Here is a 20,620-nt window from a genome sequence, read left to right as displayed (position 1 = left end):
CGGGATAAAAATCATGTATTTGTTCTATTTTTAATAATTCATAAATTCGTTGAAATGTTCGCATCAAATTCATCTGATGTTTTGGTATCTATTTTTCTCCCATCAATTGTCATCTTTATTTTTTGTTTTTGGTTTGCTGTTACCACCCAAGCGTTCGGTAAATAACGATCTTCATGGGATAATGTAGACGGTGAATTTATAACCTTTCCTCCTAAATATAGCGTAGCAGAAGAACCTCCATCCATTGCCATTGCATTTATAGCTCCTTTTTCATATAGAATATCTTGACACTCTTTCAACGTAGCTCCTATACTATGTGTCTGTCTACCGTCAATAACTAGAAACATAATTGTACCATCTTCTTTTTGGGCCATAATACTTCTTGGAGCCGACCCCCAACCGCCATCTCCTTCTGTAATCATTTTTTCTCCATTTACAATTAACTGTGGCATAAATCCAGCTGCGGAAACGACTTGTTTATCCAACAGTTGATGGGTAGAATAATTTCCTGTTATCATTTGACCAAACTTTGTTAATCACGTAATAATTGTAGGGGCATTTCTATCCATATTTGTATCAATAGCTTTCCCATTTTCTATCACAATTCCAGTAGCAACATTTCCTCCACCCCTTCCTGTTTCATCAGCAAATCCACTTGCATTCACAGCAACAAGTGCATGATTACGTTTTGCCATTACACTAATTTTTTCTCCCCTGTTAGCACCCTGTGTTCCTTGATGGCTAACAAGTTTAACATTGAAAGGATTACTAATTGTGACTAACTTTCCTTCGAAAAGAAAGCGACTATCTTTATTACTTTTAATCGTTTCTACATCAATTTCTAATGGCTGATTTTTTAATTCTTCTAATCTTTTTCCTACTATTTTTTTATAAATATGCTCATCACTGTTTGACCATTTTGGATGATTAATTCTATCTTGCAGTTTATCTAGTTCCTTTTGGGATAGGAATGTATATTTCGCATATTGTGGATGCTGAGAAGTTAATATACTCCCAGCGATTGTTATACGAAGCTCTCGGCCATAGCTAGTTCCAAATAGTATTCCTACGCCAATAATCATTAAAATAGAAAATAGAAGCAAAATTCGTTTGAAGATTTTTCTTAGATGTTTCATAGTTTTATCCTCCAGCATTCATTACATTCAATAAATCCATTAAAATATTATTTATCTAAAGACAAAAGTGTTTGATTTCCTCATGCCTGAATTCCCCACTATGTTTTAGCAATTAAGGCAACATACTTATTCCAGATTTCGTTTTTTCAGTGTATATTTATAAATTTAATAACGTTTTTGCAACCATGAAGTAAATTATTAATCCTGTTCCGTCAACAAATGTTGTAATAAATGGACCTGAAACAACTGCAGGATCTAGTTTTAATTTTCTTAGAATTAAAGGTAAAACAGCTGCTACAAGAGAAGCCCAAATAACAATAAATAATAAAGTAATTGCTACAACTTGCGCAACTTCTGTTCCAACTCCTAACATATAAGCACGAATGAGCCCAGCTATCCCAAGTGCAAGTCCTAGAAGCATACCAATTGCAAATTCTTTTTTCATTACACGGAAAATGTCTTTAAATTTCAACTCTCCAATACCAATTGCACGAGTAATTGTTGCTACAACCTGTGTTCCTGTATTCCCTCCAGTACCTACTAATAATGGAACAAAGAAAGCAAGGGCAACTACAGTTTCAATTTCGTCTTCAAAATACTTTAATACTGTACCTGTATATGCCTCAGCAACAAAAAGAAGTAATAACCATGGTAGACGTTTTAGGAAAATGCTCCAAATACTAGCTTCAAAGTAAGATTGATTCAATGGTTCACTTCCGCCTAACTTTTGAATATCTTCTGTAGCTTCTGCTTCCATAACATTCATTACGTCATCAAATGTTATAATACCAATCATTTTATTATTTGCTGTTGTGACAGGTATTGCTGCTAAATTATAATTCAGTAGCTTTTTTACAACTTCTTGTTGGTCAACTTCAGCGTGTACTGAAATTACCTCTTGCATCATGATAGTAGATAATATCTCTTCATCTGCTGCTAGTAATAACTCATGTATGGAAACGATTCCCTCAAGATAACCATAACTATCAAGAACATAACTATAAGATATTGATTCTACATTTTCAGAGTGTTCCCTAATATACTTCAATGTCATTTTTACTGACCAATTTCCTCTAACTGCAACAAAATCACTTGTAACAAGACTTCCTGCCGTTTCAGGTTTGAAAGTCATTAATTTTTTTACGTTATGTTTTGTAATTTTATCTAGATACGCCATTAATTTAGCCTGTTTTTCCGGATGAACCGCTAGAAGTAAATCTACTAATTCATCAATCGGTTGTAAATTTAGTAACTTTTTAGCTTTATTTTCAGATAAGTGAATTAAGATATTATACTTTTCTTCTGCACTCATATATTGAAGAACTTTAGAGCTTTTTAATACAGGAATCGTATTTAGTAATATGACTTGATCTTCAATTGAAAACTGTTTTACTTCTTGCGCAATATCATACGACGGAAGACGTAAAACTTTCTCTGCATCCAAGTTATTTTTGGTTATAAGTAATTCCTTTAATAATTTCTTCATGTTAACTCCTCCTCATATTGCTAAGAGAGACTCTAGAGTTTCATGAGTGGTTTTGTTTTATTTTATCTGTCTTAAATTTTTTATTAGAGCAATAATAGTTACATTGCAATCAATTCATTAGTTAGAATTACCTCCTTTTTGAATATAGACAAGATAAAAATAAATAACATTAAACAGAAAAACCTTTACTCAAAAAGGAGTAAAGGTTTTTTCACAATACAAATAAATGATTATTAAGACAGCTCTGCCGAAATCACAGAGGTGCCTTTCTATCAAATCGTATACCACTCCCTCGTTGAGTTTTAGCACTGTATAGCATAGGTTTTTATAACCAGCTACATTAAGAAGGGCCTTAATCCGACCGTTCCTGTTGACCCATTGGCGTCTCTCGACATTTTTGGGCAGCAGCGTTTCTCTATACAGGAGCCTCACCTAACAAAGTTTATTGAATTACTTCAAAATTTAAACCAGAATTTAATATTTGTCAACTGACTTTCAATTCCATTCATAAAAAAATCTTTTATAGAAAATGAAATTATATTTTATTATAAATTTAAAATCCCCCTTAAAAAACATAGAATTCAAATAGATTTAATTCGAAGAAACGTAATAAAACATATGAAACTTATTGTTTTTAATCAAATTCCAACTTTATAACAAAAGATGAATAATTAGTCATTCTGTATATCAAAAGAACATTCACAAAAAAATCTTCTTTTATGATTAAAATCTTCTTTACTGTTTATCAAATTTATATGGTTAAACTACTTAATCAAACGATACACTACAAGTCAAAAATATGTACTTATACAGAATGATTACAGACATTTTTTTATATCATTTCTCAAAGGACTATAAAGCAATAAAACAAATAAAATTAGCAATATGGTTGCTTGACAAGCAAAAAAAATATATTTATGCTTGCTACACGAAACAAACACATAAAATTTATATTGCTTAACCTGTTAGGTGAGGCTCCTATGCAAACACAGGCTATTGCCCAAAAATGTCGAAAGACGCCAATGGGTAGAACAGGAATTGTCGGATTAAGGCTCTTCTTAAGATAGCTAAGTAATGAATTTTCATTACTTTACGTTGTATAGTGCCAAAGCTCTACTAGAGGGAAAAAAGCCTTATTTAGTCATGCCATTTTGAATCCCTCTAGTTACATACTAGGGGGATTTTTGCGTAAAAAACAGGGAATAAGCGATAGAATCTTCCTAAACAAAAGTCATATTTAGTAATTAACGAGAACAAGATTTTATTCATTAGCAAATGTAATATTATGTTTTGTTTTAAATCAGGAGGATATTAAAATGAAAAAAATATTAAAACTCGATTATCTATTGCTCCTTCCTCTATTCATAACATGTACTTTAGGTATTATCATGATGTATAGTGCAAGCTCCATTGTCGCTGTTCAACATTACGGTTATAACAGTAGACATTTTGTTGATTCTCAATTAACAAAGCTACTTTTAGGAACAATAGGATTAATAATTTGTGCTTTACTCCCATATGAAATATGGAAAAAACGAATAGTCTCAATCTGTATTATGGTTGGGGGGATTTTTTTATTAATTATGGTTTTATGGAAAGGAAAAGTGGTAAATAATGCTCAATCATGGATCTTTGGAATACAGCCAGCTGAATTTCTTAAGTTAGGAACAATCCTTGTAACAGCCCGTTTTTTTGCATTGCGACAAGAACAAGCTAAAAATAACTGGAGTGGTATCGGAAAACTTTTATTTTTTTTAGCTACAATTTTTTTTCTTATCTTTAAACAACCAAATTTAGGATCTGCACTTTTAATATTAGGTATAAGTTTTAGCATATTTCTTTGTTCAGGAATAAATATAAATCTACTAATCAAAAGAACTACCATCGGTTCTATTTTATGGTTACCTATTTTATATTATTTGATTCAATATAGTTTATCAGAAGTTCAAAAGACACGTATTACTACGATTTTCAATCCCTTTCTTGATGCGCGAGGAAATGGATACCAGCTTGTAAACTCTTTTATTGCCATGGGCTCTGGAGGAATCACTGGTCGTGGATTTGGAAATAGCATACAAAAAACAGGTTATCTTCCAGAACCACACACTGATTTTATAATGGCAATAGTTTCTGAAGAACTAGGATTTATTGGTGTATTTATTCTATTGGTTGGAGTTTTGACTATAGTACTTCGCTCCTTAAAAATTGCACAATTATGTGTAGATCCATTCGGCAGTTTTATAGCAATTGGTATAGGATGTATGATTGGTATGCAATCAGTTGTAAATTTAGGTGGTATTACGGGACTATTTCCTCTTACAGGTACTCCATTTCCATTTGTAAGTTTTGGTGGAAGTTCTTTAATGGTGAATTTAATAGCAATAGGAATATTGCTTAATATCTCAATTTTCAATAAAATAAGACTTTCTCCTTTTTAAAATCTATTGTACTATAGTCATTTTTGTTACATTTAGAGAGATTATACAGGCTTTCATAATGATTTGATCAAACTGTAGATTTATTAATTTTAAACGAACATTTAAAATATTTTATAGCATAGAATAGACAGTATACAGTAGACACCACTAATATCTACTAGGTGAATAAAAAGAAGGAGAAAATAAATGACTCTAAATATAAATAGAGTATTCCCACGTAATTGGTATGCTGTGAGTTATGTAAAAGATATAAAAAAGATTCCAGTAAAAAAAAGAGTTGCTGGCAAAGATTTTGTATTATATCGGGATGAAAAAGGCGAAGTTCAGGCTCTATCACCTTACTGCCCTCATCGTGGCGCTGACTTATCACTGGGACAAGTAGTAAATGGTAAACTAGTCTGTCCCTACCATGGTTGGGAGTTCGATAGTTGCGGTACTTGTGTAAGAATTCCATCCCAACCCAATAAACCTATCCCGAAATTTGCTCATACCTTCTCATACCCTGTAAAAGAAAAGATTGGGTTGATTTGGATATACCCTGATAGTGAGGAAACTCCACCTGAATGGCAAACTTTTCATGTAATGGAGAACACTCCTTTTAAACTCTCTTTCTTCCACGCCACTTGGAATGCACACCTTACTCGATCAATCGAATCTGTGCTGGATATTGCTCATCTTGCTTATGTACATAAAAAAACGATTGGTAGAAAAACAAAAACCGAATCAACCAATTATAAGCTGGAGGGAACACTGGATCAGTTTATATTCTCAAATGGTGATGCTTACCTTGAATACAAATTCCCACATCAGTGGATGCTTCACAGTGGCAAACAGGAGAATGAGTCATTTATTCAGTATATTACGTTTACACCAATTGATGAAGAAGAGACATTAATTATGGGATATACCGGAAGGACATTTTTAAAGTACTTCCCTTTACTAGACCAAATTTTAGCTAAATTTAGTTTAAGAGTACTAAAAGAGGATCAAATTATTGTAGAAAGTCAACATCCTAGACCTATACCAGAAGCTTTAAAAATGGAGGCCCATGTTCATGCAGATATGGCTCAAGTTCAGTTTAGAAAACGTTGGTTTCAGTTTTTACAAAATGGGTCTTGTTTTTCACTTGATTAAAGGCACGTAACGCAGTATTAAATATAGGTGTAGTGATGTTGATAGACGGTGGATGCTACCCCATCGCCATCAAGCTAAAATTTTATAGTACCCCCTGAACCCAATTTTGTACTAACTCGTAACAAAAAATCCCTTCAAAAAAGAAAGGCGCCTATGCACCTTTCTTTTGTAATGCATTCTCACTCTCTTAGCATTCAGAATCCCTTATGAATCACTTTAATGCATCATTGTACGAACCTAATTACCCTTTAGAAAAGTAATAATTTGTCTCCTTACTTTTCAGTAACATATTTCCTCTTATTATTAAAAATAAGTCGTTTCTACTTAATATTTTTACTATAACTCTAACTAGTGCTAACCAAAGGATCATAATAAGCCAAATATAATTTATTAATCACGTTTAAAGTACATAAGTCTGCACTGATTGAAAATGCAGAACCAGCATTAATATCGTTTAGCGTATTTGTAATCCGCTAACGACTTAAATCACCTTATTTCACTCTCTTCGGTAAAGCTGAGCCTGAATGTTCAATTACTGGATGAACATAAACATTAATGTCAGCATTACTAAAATAATTTTCACCTTGATCCCAATTCTTACTTATTTTCTTTCATTCTTTATAATTATTCCGCTTATATACTTCTCCTAATGCTAATACATCCACCTTATATTTTTTTTGAACAAGCTTTATTGATTTTTGAATCCTTTGCTCCATCTCTTTTGAAATATCCTTCGTTAAGCGTTTTTCATCCATAACTTGTTTATAATCGCTAAAATGCAACTCCGCCAAAGTACCTTCGAGAAACAAATGAATATCAAACTTCGGTTTTGTAGTATTTTCAGTAAAAACCTTTATTTTTCGGTGTAATTTATGAATTTCATATGTAATAAGCTGATTCTTTTCACGTATGGTAAAATAGCCCCCTAATTTCTCACCAATTACAAAGTTCATTCCAGTGTTTGTTCTCCGTTTAACATTCCAACACACTTGTTATCTTTCCCATGAAACAATGCAGCCCCATCCATTTCTATCCCTTGTTTTGTTGGCCTTAAGATAGGTAGTACAAAACTGCGTTTTGAAATTATCTTTTCCTGCACATCACCAATTCTTGCCGCCTCCACCATTTGAGCGTTTTTGGGAGGATGTTCAGCTAGCATATCAATATACTGTGCCGGTAAATTTTCTGGTTTTGCACTTTGTTTCAAGATAGCTTCTGCATTTTTTTTCAGAAACAAATAGACGGATGTTTCTTCTCATTTCATGATCACGAATATATACATCTAGCGTATTCTGTAAAGCATTAGGATTCGAGAGTAATTTTTCAGAAAAAATAATTCACGACTAATTTTTTTTAGCAATAATTCGTATTTGTTCAAATACACTATCTGCTTTTGCACTCACATTAATATAATTATTCCCTGCCCCTTTTCCACCTTGCTGCGCTAACTTACTGGGAAGTACCATCTGATACGTCCCTTTCATAATTGGATTTGATTTCTTTTCCTTAACAATATCGTAAGACGCACCTACTACAAATCCTCTTTCTTCTATCTCCACTAACTCAGAGCAACCACTGTATTTTTCTGTTTAACTGTTGGGAGTCAGCTCATAATGAAACATATTTTTACATAAAAGACTTTCGTATATAAATTTTTCAAATGATTTATTAGCGAATTGTTGACTAATATCACTTTTTTGAGTGAGTAATTTTTCAGATTGATGATGTAATGAATTTTGTTCGTTTCTTTTATGTAAAATATTCTAGTTTTGCATTAGGAAAGAACTGTTTCATATAGGAATACAGATAGTTTTTTATATCCTCTTCTTCTTCTTTTTGATAAATGTATTTTCCGATTCCATATTTCCCCCATTTATACCTTCTTTTCTCTTCATCTAATTCTAGTTTTGTCATCGGGTAGTTTTTTTCAATTACTCTCTTAGCTGGCTTTGTAAAACGATGTTGAATAAATTCAAATGTAATATCATCCCGTGCATCAAGAGGTAATTCAGCATTTAGGCGTTCAAACATATGATAGTATCCTTCCTTCCAGCCTTCATGCAGGTAAATAGGAGCTACAATGAAACCAAGAGGATATCCAGCTCTAGCTACTTTTCCTGCTGCCTCAATTCGTTTAGCTAAGGGAGAAGTTCCTGGTTCAAAGTTTTTAATCACATAATCAGCGTTTACACTAAAGCGCAATCTTGTTTTTCCATTATGTTTAGCATCAAGTAAATGATCTACATGGTGGAATTTCGTAACAAATCTCAATTTCCCATATTCAGATTCTCCAAAATGCTCAATGGCCCGTTTAAGGGTATGCGTTAAATAATCGATTCCTACAATATCTGAAGTACACGACGCTTCAAATCTTGTTACTTCAGGTGCACGCTCTTTCATGTATTTATCAGCAGCATCTAAAATTTCTTCAACATTTACATACGTTCGTATATAAGGCTTACTTCCCATCGTTGTTTGTAAATAACAATAATGACAATGCCCCATACATCCCGTTGCAAAAGGAATTGCATACTCTGCTGAAGGCTTGGAAGTATCAAATTTCAGTGTTTTTCTAACACCAACAACCAGCGTGGATTTTGCTACTCGATACTTTTGAAAATCGTTATCCCCTGGCAAATCTCTTACTTGATTATGGGAAGTAGTATGTCGAATTTCAACATCCATCTTTGAAAACTTCTCAAACAGCTCTTTTCCCAAAGGATAATCTAATGCTTTCGGTTCAAAATATACGAGCTTAGGCATAAATGGCTTATTCATTCAAACATCCCCTCTGAAATATCACCATAATAGTAAGTGTAAGCTTGGTTTGCCTCATCTTCGGTAGCATATATAGCCATCTCATTTGTTAGTGGATAATACGTTTCGTAAAGAAATAGTGCTAATTCATTAGGTCTTTCAGGATTATTTACAACTGCTGCAGCTTGTATGTTAGCTACGTCTTGAGTATGAGGATTTCGGTAAAAAATATAAACAATGTCACCAGCATGATACGTATTACTTTCAGAAGAAAATTCCATTCCATCACCATCTCATTTCATAAAATTCAATGCTCACAGTTTTACTTTCTAATTTCCTTGTAGTGTAACTATTTAATTACATTGATAATGATTACGCCATACAAACATATTTTGAAAAATGAATAATAAATGTATTCCCAAAAAGGCAAGCATATATCAATGCTTGCCTTTCGTTCTAACGACGATGTTCAACAAGATCGATTACACCTAAAACGACGTGTGCTAAACCAAAACCAAATACTGTATTTGCAATCATTTTATTAGTTCCACGAGTTTGTTTAAGAGCATAACCTGCTGCTGTCACTGCTGTACCTAAAGCTGTTGGAATTAATCCTTCACGAATGTCCACAGTGATGCCTCCTTGTTTCGTAGTTAGTAAATTTGTTTTAATGACTCGAAGTAAAGTATTAAAACAAGTATTAGTATTTTTCTTTTTAATAAAATTATGTGAAATTCTTATGAATAATATTTTAAATCCATAACAGCTATAAAGATTGAAAAAATTATTAATTAACAAATAAGAAAATATCTTCAAAACGTATTTTTATATGAAAATTTTATACCTCAGACAAAAAAATCTTTGCGAAAATTCTCTCCATAAAAAGTGCTCCTAAATTTATATATATAGGAGCACTTTTTATGAAACACTATTCTTTATTTGCTTATGAACCACTTTATTATAATAACCATGCTTTACAACTTGCCTAAAATCATCTACCTCGATATCCATTCTTTCCGCAATATCTACAACAATTGTATTTTGTAAAACATTCACCACAAATCCCATTAATTTCAAATTATGTTTTTTACGATATGAAAATTCAACGTAATCCCCAAGTGTTACTTCTTTATTATGTTTCATTTGGCGCCCCCTAAATTATCGATAATTATACAATAGTTTCCCCCTTTTTTACTTCTACATACGGGGTCACCAGTTTATCATTTTAGCCAATTCATCTCCCACCTACTTATTTTGCGTTCCTTGAGGAAGGGGTCTTCTTGGCTAAAATGATAAAAAAAGACAAACTCTCCAATGTGAGGAGTTTGTCCAAAACCATGATTTCTTTAGTTTAACAATATAGAATTCAGTTCCGATAAGAATCTTTCTTTTTTCCATATCCCACGGTTTTTGCATCGATACTAACAATAGTGGATTAGAATAATGACTTAATACTTGCTAGGACAGTAAGAATACCTATAATAATGACAAATACATTGCTAGATTTCCCTTTGTATTTAGCAAGTACTGATACTTTATGGATTGCATACATTGGTAGTATACATAAGATAGCAGCAACTAGCGGACCGCTAAGGGCATCAATGATTCCAAGAATACTTGGATTTGTATAAGCAACATACCAGCATGTTAATACGACAAAAGTAAGAATTATTGTCTTAACTGTTTTTTCTCCTATATCTTTCCCACGTTTTTTACTGGACTTGATAATCATGTCACGCATTACCTCATACGCTCCTATATAATGACCAAGGAACGACTTTGTAATAGCCACAAATGCAATGATAGGAGCTGCAATAGTGATTACTGGCGAATTAAGCTCATTAGCAAGATATGATAGGATTGACAAGTTCTGTTCTTTTGCCACCTTAAGATCATTTGGAGTTAAACTTAAGGTACTGCTCCAAACAAAGAACATAACAACTGCGAATGTCATAATATAACAAACTTTTTGTATTTGAGCACATTTAGCATCAGTAGCATCTATTCCATACGTAGCTCTCTGTTTCATAACAAATGACGAAATCATAGGCGAATGATTAAACGAGAATACTATGATTGGAAGTATCATCCATATTGTTCCTAAATATCCTGTTCCTGTTGAAGCAGTAGAAACAGCTGAAAAACTAAGCATTGACGTATTCCACTGTGGAATCAAAGATATTGCGATAAAAAGTAGAGAAGCTATAAAAGGATACACTAGCATGCTCATGATCTTTACAGTTATATCTTGACCAAAATTTAGTATAGCGATAAGACCGAGTACTAAAACAAGCGATAAAATGGACCTTGGAGGCTCCGACATGTGCAATTGATGCACGATAAAGCTACTAGCGGTATTTGTAAGTGCGACCGAGTACATCAGCACGATCGTATAAATGGAGACAAAATATACAATATTAAAAATGATACTTGCCTTATTTCCAAAATACTCTCTTATTGTACCTGTAATCCCCTCATCGGCAGAGTTCGAAGCGTAAATCATTTTAGCAAGCGCCCTATGTGAATAATACATAACAGGATATGCAAGTATGGTAATTAACAGCAATGATAATAAACCACCTGAACCTGCATTAATCGGTAAAAAGAGTACTCCTGCTCCAATTGCTGTTCCAAAAAGGCTCAATGCCCAGGTAGTATCCTGTTTATGCCACTTTTTAGGGTCTAGATATTTCTCATTTTTTACTGCAGTGTTATCAGCTTGAAATTCTATGTTTTTTGCAGTATTCCCATCCATATAATAATTCCTCCTTGTGTCCTATTCTTAATTCTCTTTTTAAGATATAGGAATATAGACCGTTCTTGAAAAATGAATAGCTTATATAGTGCCCCACAACGAATATCCCCCTTCTAAGTTAATAAAAATCAAAAAATTAGCGAAGCATCAACCTGAAGGGTTTCTTACCACTTATAAAATATTTTAATTATATAGTAGTATATTTTATTGATAACTCCCCCAATATACAGACATCCTTAGGCGAACAATAGAGTAAATATTGTTAAAAACTTCACAATATACTCGATAACTTATTGATTTGATTGTTTCTCCCCAAAGATTTTATTTTTAATGGCAATTCCTGTAGGTGTAGCTGCAATACCACCTAAACCTGTCTCTCTTAATTCGCGAGGCATCTGTCTTCCAACTCTATACATGGCTTCAATCACTTCGTCAGCATTGATGAGATTGTTTACGCCGGCTAATGCGATGTCCGCTGCTGCTAAAGCATTTGCCGTTCCAATGGCGTTTCTCTTTACACAAGGAATTTCTACCAAACCAGCGACCGGATCACAAACTAAACCGAGTAAATTTTGTAATGCAATCGAAAAAGCTTCAGAAGATTGCTGTGGCGTTCCACCCGCAGCTTCTACTGCAGCTGCAGCCGCCATCGCTGAGGCACTTCCTACTTCAGCTTGACATCCTCCATACGCTCCTGAAATACAAGCGTTGTTTGCGACTATCGTTCCAAATAACGCTGAAGTGAATAGAAAATGAATCATATCTTCATGACTTAACTGCAACGTATCTTTAATACTAAATAGGACTCCCGGAATCGTCCCACTCGCACCTGCTGTTGGAGTTGCACAAATAGCTCCTAATGCAGCATTTACTTCATTAACACCGATAGCACTTTGAATCCCTAACACCATCAAATCTCCAGAAAGAGTTTTCCTATTTTCTCGATAGTTTTTAATTTTTACAGCATCCCCTCCGGTCAAACCTGTTGGAGAAAATACACCGTCGCCCTCGATACTTTTATTTATTGCATGTTGCATAGTCGCTAAATTTCGTTCCATTTTACTCCATACTTCTTCATAAGAAGTTTTAGTTTGTTTGATTTCCTGTTCGATTGCTAATTCATAAATTTGCTTTTGGCTTTTATTAACTGCATCCACAATTTCTTTTATGGCCATATACATATTTTTCACTCCTTAATGTGACTAAAGAATAATAAGATTAGCTATATTGCTTAAATCTCCTAATTCCTTCTGAGCATTACCTGGCAATATCGAATCCAAAGCGAATGCATATAAATATTTTGTTTTATCTTCCAAACTATGAAAGTTGTTAATTTCCACATCATATTGTTTAAAGATCCTGCGTAAAACAAATTCAAAGTCAGCTCTTTCTGAAATCGCAATAACAACTGGCAATGGCCCCTGCAGATTTAAGCTAAATCCATCAATTTCAACATTTTTGACTTCAATCAACCCACCACCGACCGAAATACCCATTACTCTAATACTTCGACTTTCATCCTCTGCATATACATCTGCCGTATTTGGATGACCAGCAGGACTATTACCCAATTGTTCAATAAAGGTAATGTCAATTCCCTTAGACTCTGCTATTTTAATAGCATCTGGCACTTTGCTGTCATCAGCAGCTAAGCCTAATATACCAGCAATAATTGCAAAATCAGTTCCGTGACCTTTATGGGTTTCAGCAAATGATTCATAATACTTTACCACAACTTTTTTGGGAAGACCTTGAAATAATTTATTAGCAACTGTTCCAATAGCCAAAGCACCTGCAGTATGTGAACTTGAAGGGCCTATCATTATGGGCCCAATCACATCAAAACAACTTTTGTATTTAACAATCTTTTTTTCTTTAATAGATGCTACATTCATGTTCATATAAGCACCCCCATAATTTATTATTTTTAGCTGTAGTTGAATCTAAGTTATTAGAATGATCGATTCAAAACAAGTTTTGTTTGATAACGCTTTCTTTATTGAGTTGAATAAACTTCCCTTCTAATCCGCTATCCTCCGTATAGTAATCATATCAGTATGTCCAATTTTAAAAAATTACTGGCAAGTTCTTTAGAATTTTTAATCCAAAACGAGGTTTGATATTTTCTCTAGAGGTAATAAATTGTGTCTCGACGCCCTCATTATAACTTGTATATTTATAAGTTTAATCTTTTTTTATTTTTAGAAAGATTGAATAGACAGAATTTTGAATAGGTAATAAATTACACTTAGCATGTAGCAATTGTGTCCTTTGTTTGAAGCTGTATTAGTTAGTAAAAAAGCAAAAATAACACAGAGTTCCTTTCATAAACACATTGATTATATTGAAAAATCATTATAAAGATACTTATATTGTCTTTTGTTTGAACATCTTATTTTGAAAGGGAAACCTGTTGCAATAAATAATTCATTCATATGAAAAGAAATACATTAATAAAATTTAAAAACGTTTTAGTATATTAATTATACATTTTGCATAAATATTAATTATCAAAAAAAACTAACTTCTTATTAGGATCTTAACATAAAGGATACATTCCAAATAACAATGGAGATTCTGCTTTATCAATTTCTTTATACGTTATATTTCCCTCTTTACCTGCAACAGCAACTTGTACTTTTTCATTTGTTTTCACATCTTCTGCACCTATTGCACCACCCGCCAATAATCCTGTACTTAACAGACTATCGTGAACGAAAGTTAGAGAGTTATGGAACAAAATATAATGTGTATGTACATACATTTCTTTTAAAAGAAGTTTTGTAGTATGCAGCTGAATTAAAAAAATATAGATTTTTATGACTCTTTTTAGGGGATATAGCAAAGTGAAATCTTTTATATGCACATTGCTATACCGAACTAGATTTCAGCATAGTATTTTTTTGCAACTCATTGATTTTTACCAAACACGTATAAAAACCAACAATATGAAATTAAACGACGACGTAAAGAATGTATTAATAAATACAGTGCGGGCAGCATCTTCTTTGGTGGTTTTTCCGCTCTCATGACCTTTGATCATGGTTTGAGACAAATTCCATGCAAAATGAATAAGAGAATGGCCAATATGATGTTCTGTTGAGGTTGCGATATGTTTTAACATGGCAACCTCCGCCTGAGATTCTAAACGGAAACCAAGTGTTTCTTTGTTGTAGACAATTTCATCTGTAGGATCAAAGAAAGATGCATTGTATTTCGTGTGTAAGCTTCTTAGTGTAGAATAATCCTCTATATTGCTTATCAGTTTATTAACCTCGTCAATCGTATCTGTGGTCGTGAAGTGTTCTTCTTTATTCACAAAACTTTTCCGATCAAATAAACGAATTGGGTAGTTATCGAGTACACCTCCGTCTACATAATAATCTTTATCCCATTCCACAGATTTAAAAAAGAATGGGATGGACATCGAAATCCGCACAGCAACTACTAACGGGACATCAGGTGTCGTTTCGCGAGAAAACGTACGAAGCTGGTGTGTAGAAACGTTCGTTCCTTGGAAAAACACGTCTTTTCCTGTTTTGTCATACAACTGCTGAAAAGTTGTGTCCTTACTCCCTGTCCACTTTTCAACGATCTTTCCTACCCACTCAGTGAAGAAATCCCCTTTATAGATACCAAAACCATCAAAAAATAAACGAATGTTATCTTGTACAATCGAAAAATCATCATCTTTAAACGCTTTGAAATTCATGTCTTTGTGGATTTTTACAAGATCTGCGAATGGAATGGAATGGAAAGACCTAAAAGTAATGCAGTAATCGCTCCTGCTGAAGTCCCTCCAAATCGTTGTATTTCTGGTAAAATCCCTTCTTCATTTAGTGCACGGATGGCACCTATATAAGTGCTTCCCTTTACCCCGCCACCTTCAAATACTAAGTTACGAAATGGATATGCCATTATATACCTCCAATAAAGAAATTTTCGATCTGTTATAGTATCGGAAGTATATTGAAATATATTCCAAATGGTATTAAGAAAGTTTCATGTCCTCCGATACGTATGGCCGAATTATCTTGATTCAATGGATGAATTGTTTGAAAGAGAAGAAATTTGCTTGGAATGGTAATTTAGTAGGATAGGAAACAGGAAACGGAGCGCATCTTTGGATGCACTGAATAATATCCCCTTTTGAAATCGTATATAACGTAACTTCTTTTCCGATGTCCAAGTAAAATCACGAGTAAGAAATCAAGGAATAATCTACATTTCATAAATCCCTCACTCTCTTTAACATACAATTCAGTGAAATAATTTGTTTCAAATACGTAGAAATATGGTTTAACCAGCAATCAATGATCAGGTCTTCTTACCCTAAGTAAACCTAAATCTATTTGTCTCCATACAGAAAGGAATAAATAGTTTTGTTCCTATTCATGAAATAGTACAATATATGCAAAATTGCATATCTAATTAATTGCTTTTAATGTTATATTTTAATAGCGATGAATGCTATTATTTCATAAGTTGTCAACAAGCGTTATGTATGTATGAGAAAAAGGAAGGAGCCAAATAGGCCCCTTCCTTTTTCTACTAATTAACTAAATTACTCTCTGGTAAAAATTTAAATAGTAATGCTCATTTACAGGCGTCTGATTATGCATTAAACATGCTAACTTTGCTTGCTGTCGGAAAAATTAAAAACGATAGCATTAAGCTATTAAGAGACAAAAATTCATCAACACGAAGACAGATTTGTCTTGGCTAGATAAATTTGGTGATAAATACAGGAAATAACTCTTACGATTCAATGATTCTTTTTCCTGCCTTCTACCCTTGCCACTTCTGTTTCATGACTTGTAAATAGAGATCTTCAAACTCGTTAAAATGGATGCGAAAAACATCTAATGTATCGATATAAGCAGAAATCACATCTTTTTCATTAAAATGGATACCTTCCTGTGCTAAGTCATAGCTATCATTAAGGCTGTATAAATCAAAATATTCTTCTTCCCAATACAGGCCTCTATTTACTAGTAATCGAGTAGAGCAAGTAATCGCTTGTTTAATATTCCATTTCTGAGCTACTAACTTTTCATTTAAGACTGAAAGAAGGATGTTTACCAAGGGTTTTTCATCAACTATGCGGCTATATGACAGTAAAGCCGATTCTATATATATCAGCTTTGCTTTAGACATTAAAGATATCTCCATAATTTCATATGGCGGGTGATCACTTGCTTCAATCAACCTATCGCACCATGAAATAACCTCCTCTCTATTCCAAAGTCCGCAACCTAGTCCTAATGCATACAAGTGGGCTAAAGTTTGATAAGATTTCAATATGTTTCACCTTCAATTTAACTGTATAGTGGTATTGCATTCATTTTGGAAATAATCACGCTTAGTAATAAATATAATAAGCTGCCCAAACGGACAGCTTATTTGCATTAAAAACACTATACATGAACTTTTGCTTTTTTTCGACGCACAAGCCACCAAACTAAAGATAGCAGTACTAGGGGAAACGGAAATACCTGAATAAAGAAAAATACTTCCCAAAAATCGTGCATCGTACTACCAGGGGAATCTGTTGCCATCCCGCCAATAAAAAAAGACAATGGAATGACAAGTATATTTATACCTAAACTAATCATTAGGAATGATAGATTCTTCTTCCAGATTACTGGTAATGCAGCCACGATTAATAAAACCAATGCAGTACCCAGTATAAGAAACAGTGCTCCAAATAAAAATACAAAGTATAAAATAGCATTGATTAAAGGTTCCACAATAGCCCTCCTAAGGATTCATTCTATAGAAACACTCATGTTATTTAGAAAGTCAGGATGCTATATCTCTTAGTTGTCTTTCAATTTCTTCATCGCTATAGTCTTCATTTATCTGCTTAGAATACTTAATCTACTTGCTTATATTCTGGACTGCGTTAGGACATATGTTTCTATTGTACAACCAGCTAGCAAGAAACCCACACTTATCCCTGCTAATACGGTACCTTTAAAGGCTCTGTTCATATTCATTTGCCCCTTTTATCTTTTCGTATTTTTTCTTCATCCATAGACAGTCCATTATGAACGTTTTCATTATAAGTATTGTCTGCTGTTACTGTTTTACTTTCCTTACTATCTGTTTCGGCACTGATTGTTCTCGTTTACCGTTTCAGTATTACGCTTCAATTCACATTATCATCACATAAAAAGGACATACCTATTCATATATACCCCTTTATTATTTTATATTGAAATAAATAATGGTTCAAAGTTATTTTGTGAAAATCATACAAAAATTAATAATTCATCGATTACCCAACAATAGATAATATGGATAAAGAAAAAATACTAGAGAATATCACATTGTAGTAGTCTCTAGTATCTTTTCATAGTATTTTAGCGGCTATGCAATACGGAGGGATAAAAAAGGACCTCTTATGGAAAGATAAGAGGTCATCAAGAAGATAAAAATGTTGTATTTGAAACACGCGAGTTTCTAATTCACATCATAACACAATATATTCATATATTCAATATATACATTTAAGATAAGGGATATTACATCATTAAAGATTACGGTGAACCAGGAGATAGTGCTGAAAATGAACCTACTTTGCGCAACATTTTGAATAATCTTTGCAGCTGCTACATCAACGGGTAATTTACTGTATTTCCAATCTAGAGAATCAATTGTCCAATCCCATACTTTTAAAACTAGTGCAATAGATCTTTTTAATTACATACTTAATTTATTTTTTAATGTCCAATATTTTTCTCCATTAGCTTCAAAAGAGAATTCTACCCATCCATTTGGATCTTCACGATAAATAAAGATGGTTGTTCCAGGGGTTACTGTACCAACTTTATTCTCCTCGACAGCTACATCTGGTCTACTTTTAATTTTTAAATTAAATGGATAAGGTACCTGGTAGTAAGCAGCTGATGATACAACATTTGAGCTTGAACCGTCTGCATACATTTTATATGGAATTTCATTCGATAACGCGTCGACATCTAATGTTTCAGGATTCTTTGGTAATTTTTTTGCATATGTATAGTCTTCTACATGAAACGGTTTAATACGTTCCATAATACCCGCAATTTTCTTAGCCCAGCCTTTATCTGATGCATATTTCACATTCATGCCAGTTAATGTTGGGCCGTTATAATACATACCACTTTCTTCTAAATATCTTTCTCGTACATAATTAGCGTTATAAGCAATGCTATCCCCGTAGCTTGGTAAATATTTTGCATATTTAAACGGATCTCCATCATATGCACGTAGACCGAATAGATTATGTTTTTGATATGCGATTTCTGATTTTCCGTATCCAGATTCTAAAATCGCATGCGCTGCTAAATAATGAGCACTCACGCCATATTGATTTTGCGCATTGATAAAATCTTGCCCATGTCCAACTAAAGGACTATCCGAGTGATATTTCGCAATAAAACTATCAATCTCTTGAGCTGTAATTTTCGAAGCCACTGTTAAATTTAAATCTTCATATGAGGTAGCAGTAATAACCTCTTTTTCATCGTTTAAATTTTGTTGTAACATATCTGTTTTTGCAGTAAGTTGAGCAGCTTCAGCACGTGTTATAAATCTATTTGGTTGCCAACCGTTCTCGGTACCATTAGAAATTTTTAAATCTATTAAAATATTGGCATGTTTTTCTCCCCAATGCCCTTTTAAATCTTCAAATCTAACCTGCTCGTTATGATTTGCTGTGCTTTGTAGTTTATATGCATTTACTAGCATGGTAGCCATAGCAGCACGAGTTACTTTTCCGGATGGATTAAAGATTCCATTCCCTTCACCTTTAACAATACCAGCTTTTTCAGCAGCAGCAATATAAGGAGTAGCCCAGTGATTTTGTGAATCTGTAAAAGATGGTTTTGCATTAGGATCAATTTGTATCCCTAAAACTTTTGTCATAATTTTTGTAGCCGAAGCTCTGTCTAAGGAGTCATTTGAACCAAAAGTTCCATCTGGATAACCATTTAATACCTGTTTATCAACTAAATAGTTAACGGATTTATCAGCCCATGTAGGAACATCTGGGAATTTATGAGTATCTGCTAAAATATTAGAAGAATAGGATAATATAGCTCCTGCAAGGATACCTGTTGCAATTAATTTGTGCTTCATTAAAATAAACACCTCTACCATTGTATTTATCAAATTGAAATTTTCTATTTTTATATTTACATGTTTGTAATAATAATAAAATCGTATTATCACGCATTCAATTTGATGTAACGAGTATAGTTACTTATATACACAAGTGTCAATGAATTTATTTTACAAAAACGCATAATTTTTACATTGTTTTGTAATTGAATTATGTATAAATTTTGTAGAGGACCTTTTGATAGATTTTACCTGAATAAATCTCTTTAGTTGTTAATTTGCCAATCTTTCTTGTTTACTATTAATCAATTAAAAAAAGAATTTTTTTTGTTTAAGAGCTACTTTAAAATCTTAAGTTGATGGATGTGTGAACGTACCGCTACTAAAATTCTTGCTTTTAAATCATTATTACTGTATTATATTTACGTATCAATATAAGGATTATATTATATAAAAAGGAATCAAATCTATAAGTAAGATTTAAATCCTTTTCGAAATCAAAAAGACTTTGTCAAAATCTAATATAATTTATGCTTGTCTTTTTAATATGTATCTAGTAAAAACATATTTTTTATCCATAGAATTCTGTTTTCAATGATAGGAATTAGTGTTCTAAACAAGAAACCGTACAAAGTGATCTGAAAAACCTGAGAGATATTGTATGTAGTTTGCTCATCTCCAGATACTACAATAAAAGAGCCTTACCTTTCTAGGCAAGACTCTACTAGTTTAGTTGTATACTATTTACATGATAACTAAGAAACAGAAAACATATAATACCAAATAACAGCACCCTATTACTCCTCCT

16 protein-coding genes, 5 pseudogenes and 2 riboswitches are annotated in these 20,620 nt (G+C 33.0%); of the genes and pseudogenes, 2 read left to right on the top strand and 19 right to left on the bottom strand.

The window, feature by feature from the left end; translation table 11 throughout:
- Positions 1-38: 38 nt before the first annotated feature.
- Positions 39-1,136: pseudogene (locus ACTFN4_RS22990) on the bottom strand (phosphodiester glycosidase family protein).
- 157 nt (positions 1,137-1,293) lie between these two features.
- Positions 1,294-2,622, bottom strand: a complete 1,329-nt coding sequence (gene mgtE / locus ACTFN4_RS22985; protein ID WP_439962836.1) for a magnesium transporter — start codon at positions 2,620-2,622, stop codon at positions 1,294-1,296.
- Positions 2,623-2,903: 281 nt separating this feature from the next.
- Positions 2,904-3,069, bottom strand: a riboswitch (M-box (ykoK) riboswitch).
- A gap of 507 nt (positions 3,070-3,576) precedes the next feature.
- Positions 3,577-3,753: riboswitch (M-box (ykoK) riboswitch) on the top strand.
- A 185-nt stretch (positions 3,754-3,938) separates the two neighbouring features.
- Between mgtE and ACTFN4_RS22980 the strand changes: the two genes are divergently transcribed.
- Positions 3,939-5,060, top strand: coding sequence for an FtsW/RodA/SpoVE family cell cycle protein (locus ACTFN4_RS22980; RefSeq protein WP_439962835.1), 1,122 nt, complete (start codon positions 3,939-3,941; stop codon positions 5,058-5,060).
- A gap of 186 nt (positions 5,061-5,246) precedes the next feature.
- Positions 5,247-6,194: a Rieske 2Fe-2S domain-containing protein gene (locus ACTFN4_RS22975; RefSeq protein ID WP_439962834.1), complete on the top strand. Its 948-nt coding sequence runs from the start codon at positions 5,247-5,249 to the stop codon at positions 6,192-6,194.
- A gap of 241 nt (positions 6,195-6,435) precedes the next feature.
- Here the strand turns inward: ACTFN4_RS22975 and ACTFN4_RS22970 are convergent.
- From ACTFN4_RS22970 to ACTFN4_RS22890, 17 genes and pseudogenes are all read right to left on the bottom strand, one after another.
- A pseudogene (locus ACTFN4_RS22970) lies at positions 6,436-6,504 on the bottom strand (HXXEE domain-containing protein); the annotation flags it as partial.
- Between the two features lie 301 nt (positions 6,505-6,805).
- Positions 6,806-7,147 carry a Ger(x)C family spore germination C-terminal domain-containing protein gene (locus tag ACTFN4_RS22965; protein WP_439962833.1) on the bottom strand — a complete coding sequence of 114 codons (342 nt, stop codon included), beginning with the start codon at positions 7,145-7,147 and terminating at the stop codon, positions 6,806-6,808.
- The gene (locus ACTFN4_RS22960; protein WP_439962914.1) at positions 7,144-7,431 is read right to left on the bottom strand and encodes a hypothetical protein; all 288 of its coding nucleotides are present in this window, start codon (positions 7,429-7,431) and stop codon (positions 7,144-7,146) included. Before ACTFN4_RS22960 ends, ACTFN4_RS22965 begins: the two co-directional genes overlap by 4 nt.
- Positions 7,355-7,753: pseudogene (locus ACTFN4_RS22955) on the bottom strand (Ger(x)C family spore germination protein). Before ACTFN4_RS22955 ends, ACTFN4_RS22960 begins: the two are co-directional and overlap by 77 nt.
- Before the next feature lie 190 nt (positions 7,754-7,943).
- Positions 7,944-8,972 (bottom strand): spore photoproduct lyase, encoded by a 1,029-nt coding sequence (gene splB / locus ACTFN4_RS22950; protein ID WP_439962832.1) that lies wholly within the window; start codon positions 8,970-8,972, stop codon positions 7,944-7,946.
- Positions 8,969-9,232, bottom strand: coding sequence for a transcriptional regulator SplA (locus ACTFN4_RS22945; protein WP_000396090.1), 264 nt, complete (start codon positions 9,230-9,232; stop codon positions 8,969-8,971). The genes splB and ACTFN4_RS22945 overlap by 4 nt, the downstream gene beginning before the upstream one ends.
- A 175-nt stretch (positions 9,233-9,407) precedes the next feature.
- Complete coding sequence (locus ACTFN4_RS22940) at positions 9,408-9,581, bottom strand: hypothetical protein (protein ID WP_000354585.1); 174 nt, start codon at positions 9,579-9,581, stop codon at positions 9,408-9,410.
- 288 nt (positions 9,582-9,869) lie between these two features.
- Positions 9,870-10,094, bottom strand: a complete 225-nt coding sequence (locus ACTFN4_RS22935) for a DUF2187 domain-containing protein (protein ID WP_439962831.1) — start codon at positions 10,092-10,094, stop codon at positions 9,870-9,872.
- 292 nt (positions 10,095-10,386) lie between these two features.
- Positions 10,387-11,706 carry an aromatic amino acid transport family protein gene (locus tag ACTFN4_RS22930; protein ID WP_086409166.1) on the bottom strand — a complete coding sequence of 440 codons (1,320 nt, stop codon included), beginning with the start codon at positions 11,704-11,706 and terminating at the stop codon, positions 10,387-10,389.
- A gap of 290 nt (positions 11,707-11,996) precedes the next feature.
- Positions 11,997-12,887 carry an L-serine ammonia-lyase, iron-sulfur-dependent, subunit alpha gene (gene sdaAA, locus ACTFN4_RS22925; protein WP_439962830.1) on the bottom strand — a complete coding sequence of 297 codons (891 nt, stop codon included), beginning with the start codon at positions 12,885-12,887 and terminating at the stop codon, positions 11,997-11,999.
- A gap of 21 nt (positions 12,888-12,908) precedes the next feature.
- The gene (locus ACTFN4_RS22920; RefSeq protein WP_001056999.1) at positions 12,909-13,607 is read right to left on the bottom strand and encodes a serine dehydratase beta chain; all 699 of its coding nucleotides are present in this window, start codon (positions 13,605-13,607) and stop codon (positions 12,909-12,911) included.
- A 638-nt stretch (positions 13,608-14,245) separates the two neighbouring features.
- Positions 14,246-14,470, bottom strand: coding sequence for a hypothetical protein (locus ACTFN4_RS22915; RefSeq protein ID WP_098878368.1), 225 nt, complete (start codon positions 14,468-14,470; stop codon positions 14,246-14,248).
- 186 nt (positions 14,471-14,656) lie between these two features.
- A pseudogene (locus tag ACTFN4_RS22910) lies at positions 14,657-15,624 on the bottom strand (patatin-like phospholipase family protein); the annotation flags it as partial.
- Between the two features lie 870 nt (positions 15,625-16,494).
- Positions 16,495-17,007 carry a hypothetical protein gene (locus tag ACTFN4_RS22905; protein ID WP_033689675.1) on the bottom strand — a complete coding sequence of 171 codons (513 nt, stop codon included), beginning with the start codon at positions 17,005-17,007 and terminating at the stop codon, positions 16,495-16,497.
- 116 nt (positions 17,008-17,123) lie between these two features.
- Positions 17,124-17,456 carry a hypothetical protein gene (locus ACTFN4_RS22900; RefSeq protein ID WP_044797405.1) on the bottom strand — a complete coding sequence of 111 codons (333 nt, stop codon included), beginning with the start codon at positions 17,454-17,456 and terminating at the stop codon, positions 17,124-17,126.
- Between the two features lie 838 nt (positions 17,457-18,294).
- Positions 18,295-18,387: pseudogene (locus ACTFN4_RS22895) on the bottom strand (polysaccharide deacetylase); the annotation flags it as partial.
- Positions 18,388-18,411: 24 nt separating this feature from the next.
- Positions 18,412-19,830 carry an S-layer homology domain-containing protein gene (locus ACTFN4_RS22890; protein WP_439962829.1) on the bottom strand — a complete coding sequence of 473 codons (1,419 nt, stop codon included), beginning with the start codon at positions 19,828-19,830 and terminating at the stop codon, positions 18,412-18,414.
- Between the last annotated feature and the right edge of the window lie 790 nt (positions 19,831-20,620).

This window comes from Bacillus cereus group sp. MYBK95-2 (assembly GCF_051915225.1).
GTDB classification, from domain to species: domain Bacteria; phylum Bacillota; class Bacilli; order Bacillales; family Bacillaceae_G; genus Bacillus_A; species Bacillus_A cereus.
This window is presented reverse-complemented; position numbering and strand designations above follow the sequence as displayed.

Coding starts and splice junctions, on each gene's coding strand:
- ACTFN4_RS22975 (WP_439962834.1), top strand. CDS start 5,247: ATGACTCTAAATATAAATAGAGTATTCCCACGTAATTGGTATGCTGTG.
- ACTFN4_RS22945 (WP_000396090.1), bottom strand. CDS start 9,232: ATGGAATTTTCTTCTGAAAGTAATACGTATCATGCTGGTGACATTGTT.
- splB (WP_439962832.1), bottom strand. CDS start 8,972: ATGAATAAGCCATTTATGCCTAAGCTCGTATATTTTGAACCGAAAGCA.
- ACTFN4_RS22915 (WP_098878368.1), bottom strand. CDS start 14,470: ATGTATGTACATACACATTATATTTTGTTCCATAACTCTCTAACTTTC.
- ACTFN4_RS22920 (WP_001056999.1), bottom strand. CDS start 13,607: ATGAACATGAATGTAGCATCTATTAAAGAAAAAAAGATTGTTAAATAC.
- ACTFN4_RS22965 (WP_439962833.1), bottom strand. CDS start 7,147: ATGAACTTTGTAATTGGTGAGAAATTAGGGGGCTATTTTACCATACGT.
- sdaAA (WP_439962830.1), bottom strand. CDS start 12,887: ATGTATATGGCCATAAAAGAAATTGTGGATGCAGTTAATAAAAGCCAA.
- ACTFN4_RS22890 (WP_439962829.1), bottom strand. CDS start 19,830: ATGAAGCACAAATTAATTGCAACAGGTATCCTTGCAGGAGCTATATTA.
- ACTFN4_RS22935 (WP_439962831.1), bottom strand. CDS start 10,094: ATGAAACATAATAAAGAAGTAACACTTGGGGATTACGTTGAATTTTCA.
- ACTFN4_RS22930 (WP_086409166.1), bottom strand. CDS start 11,706: ATGGATGGGAATACTGCAAAAAACATAGAATTTCAAGCTGATAACACT.
- ACTFN4_RS22980 (WP_439962835.1), top strand. CDS start 3,939: ATGAAAAAAATATTAAAACTCGATTATCTATTGCTCCTTCCTCTATTC.
- mgtE (WP_439962836.1), bottom strand. CDS start 2,622: ATGAAGAAATTATTAAAGGAATTACTTATAACCAAAAATAACTTGGAT.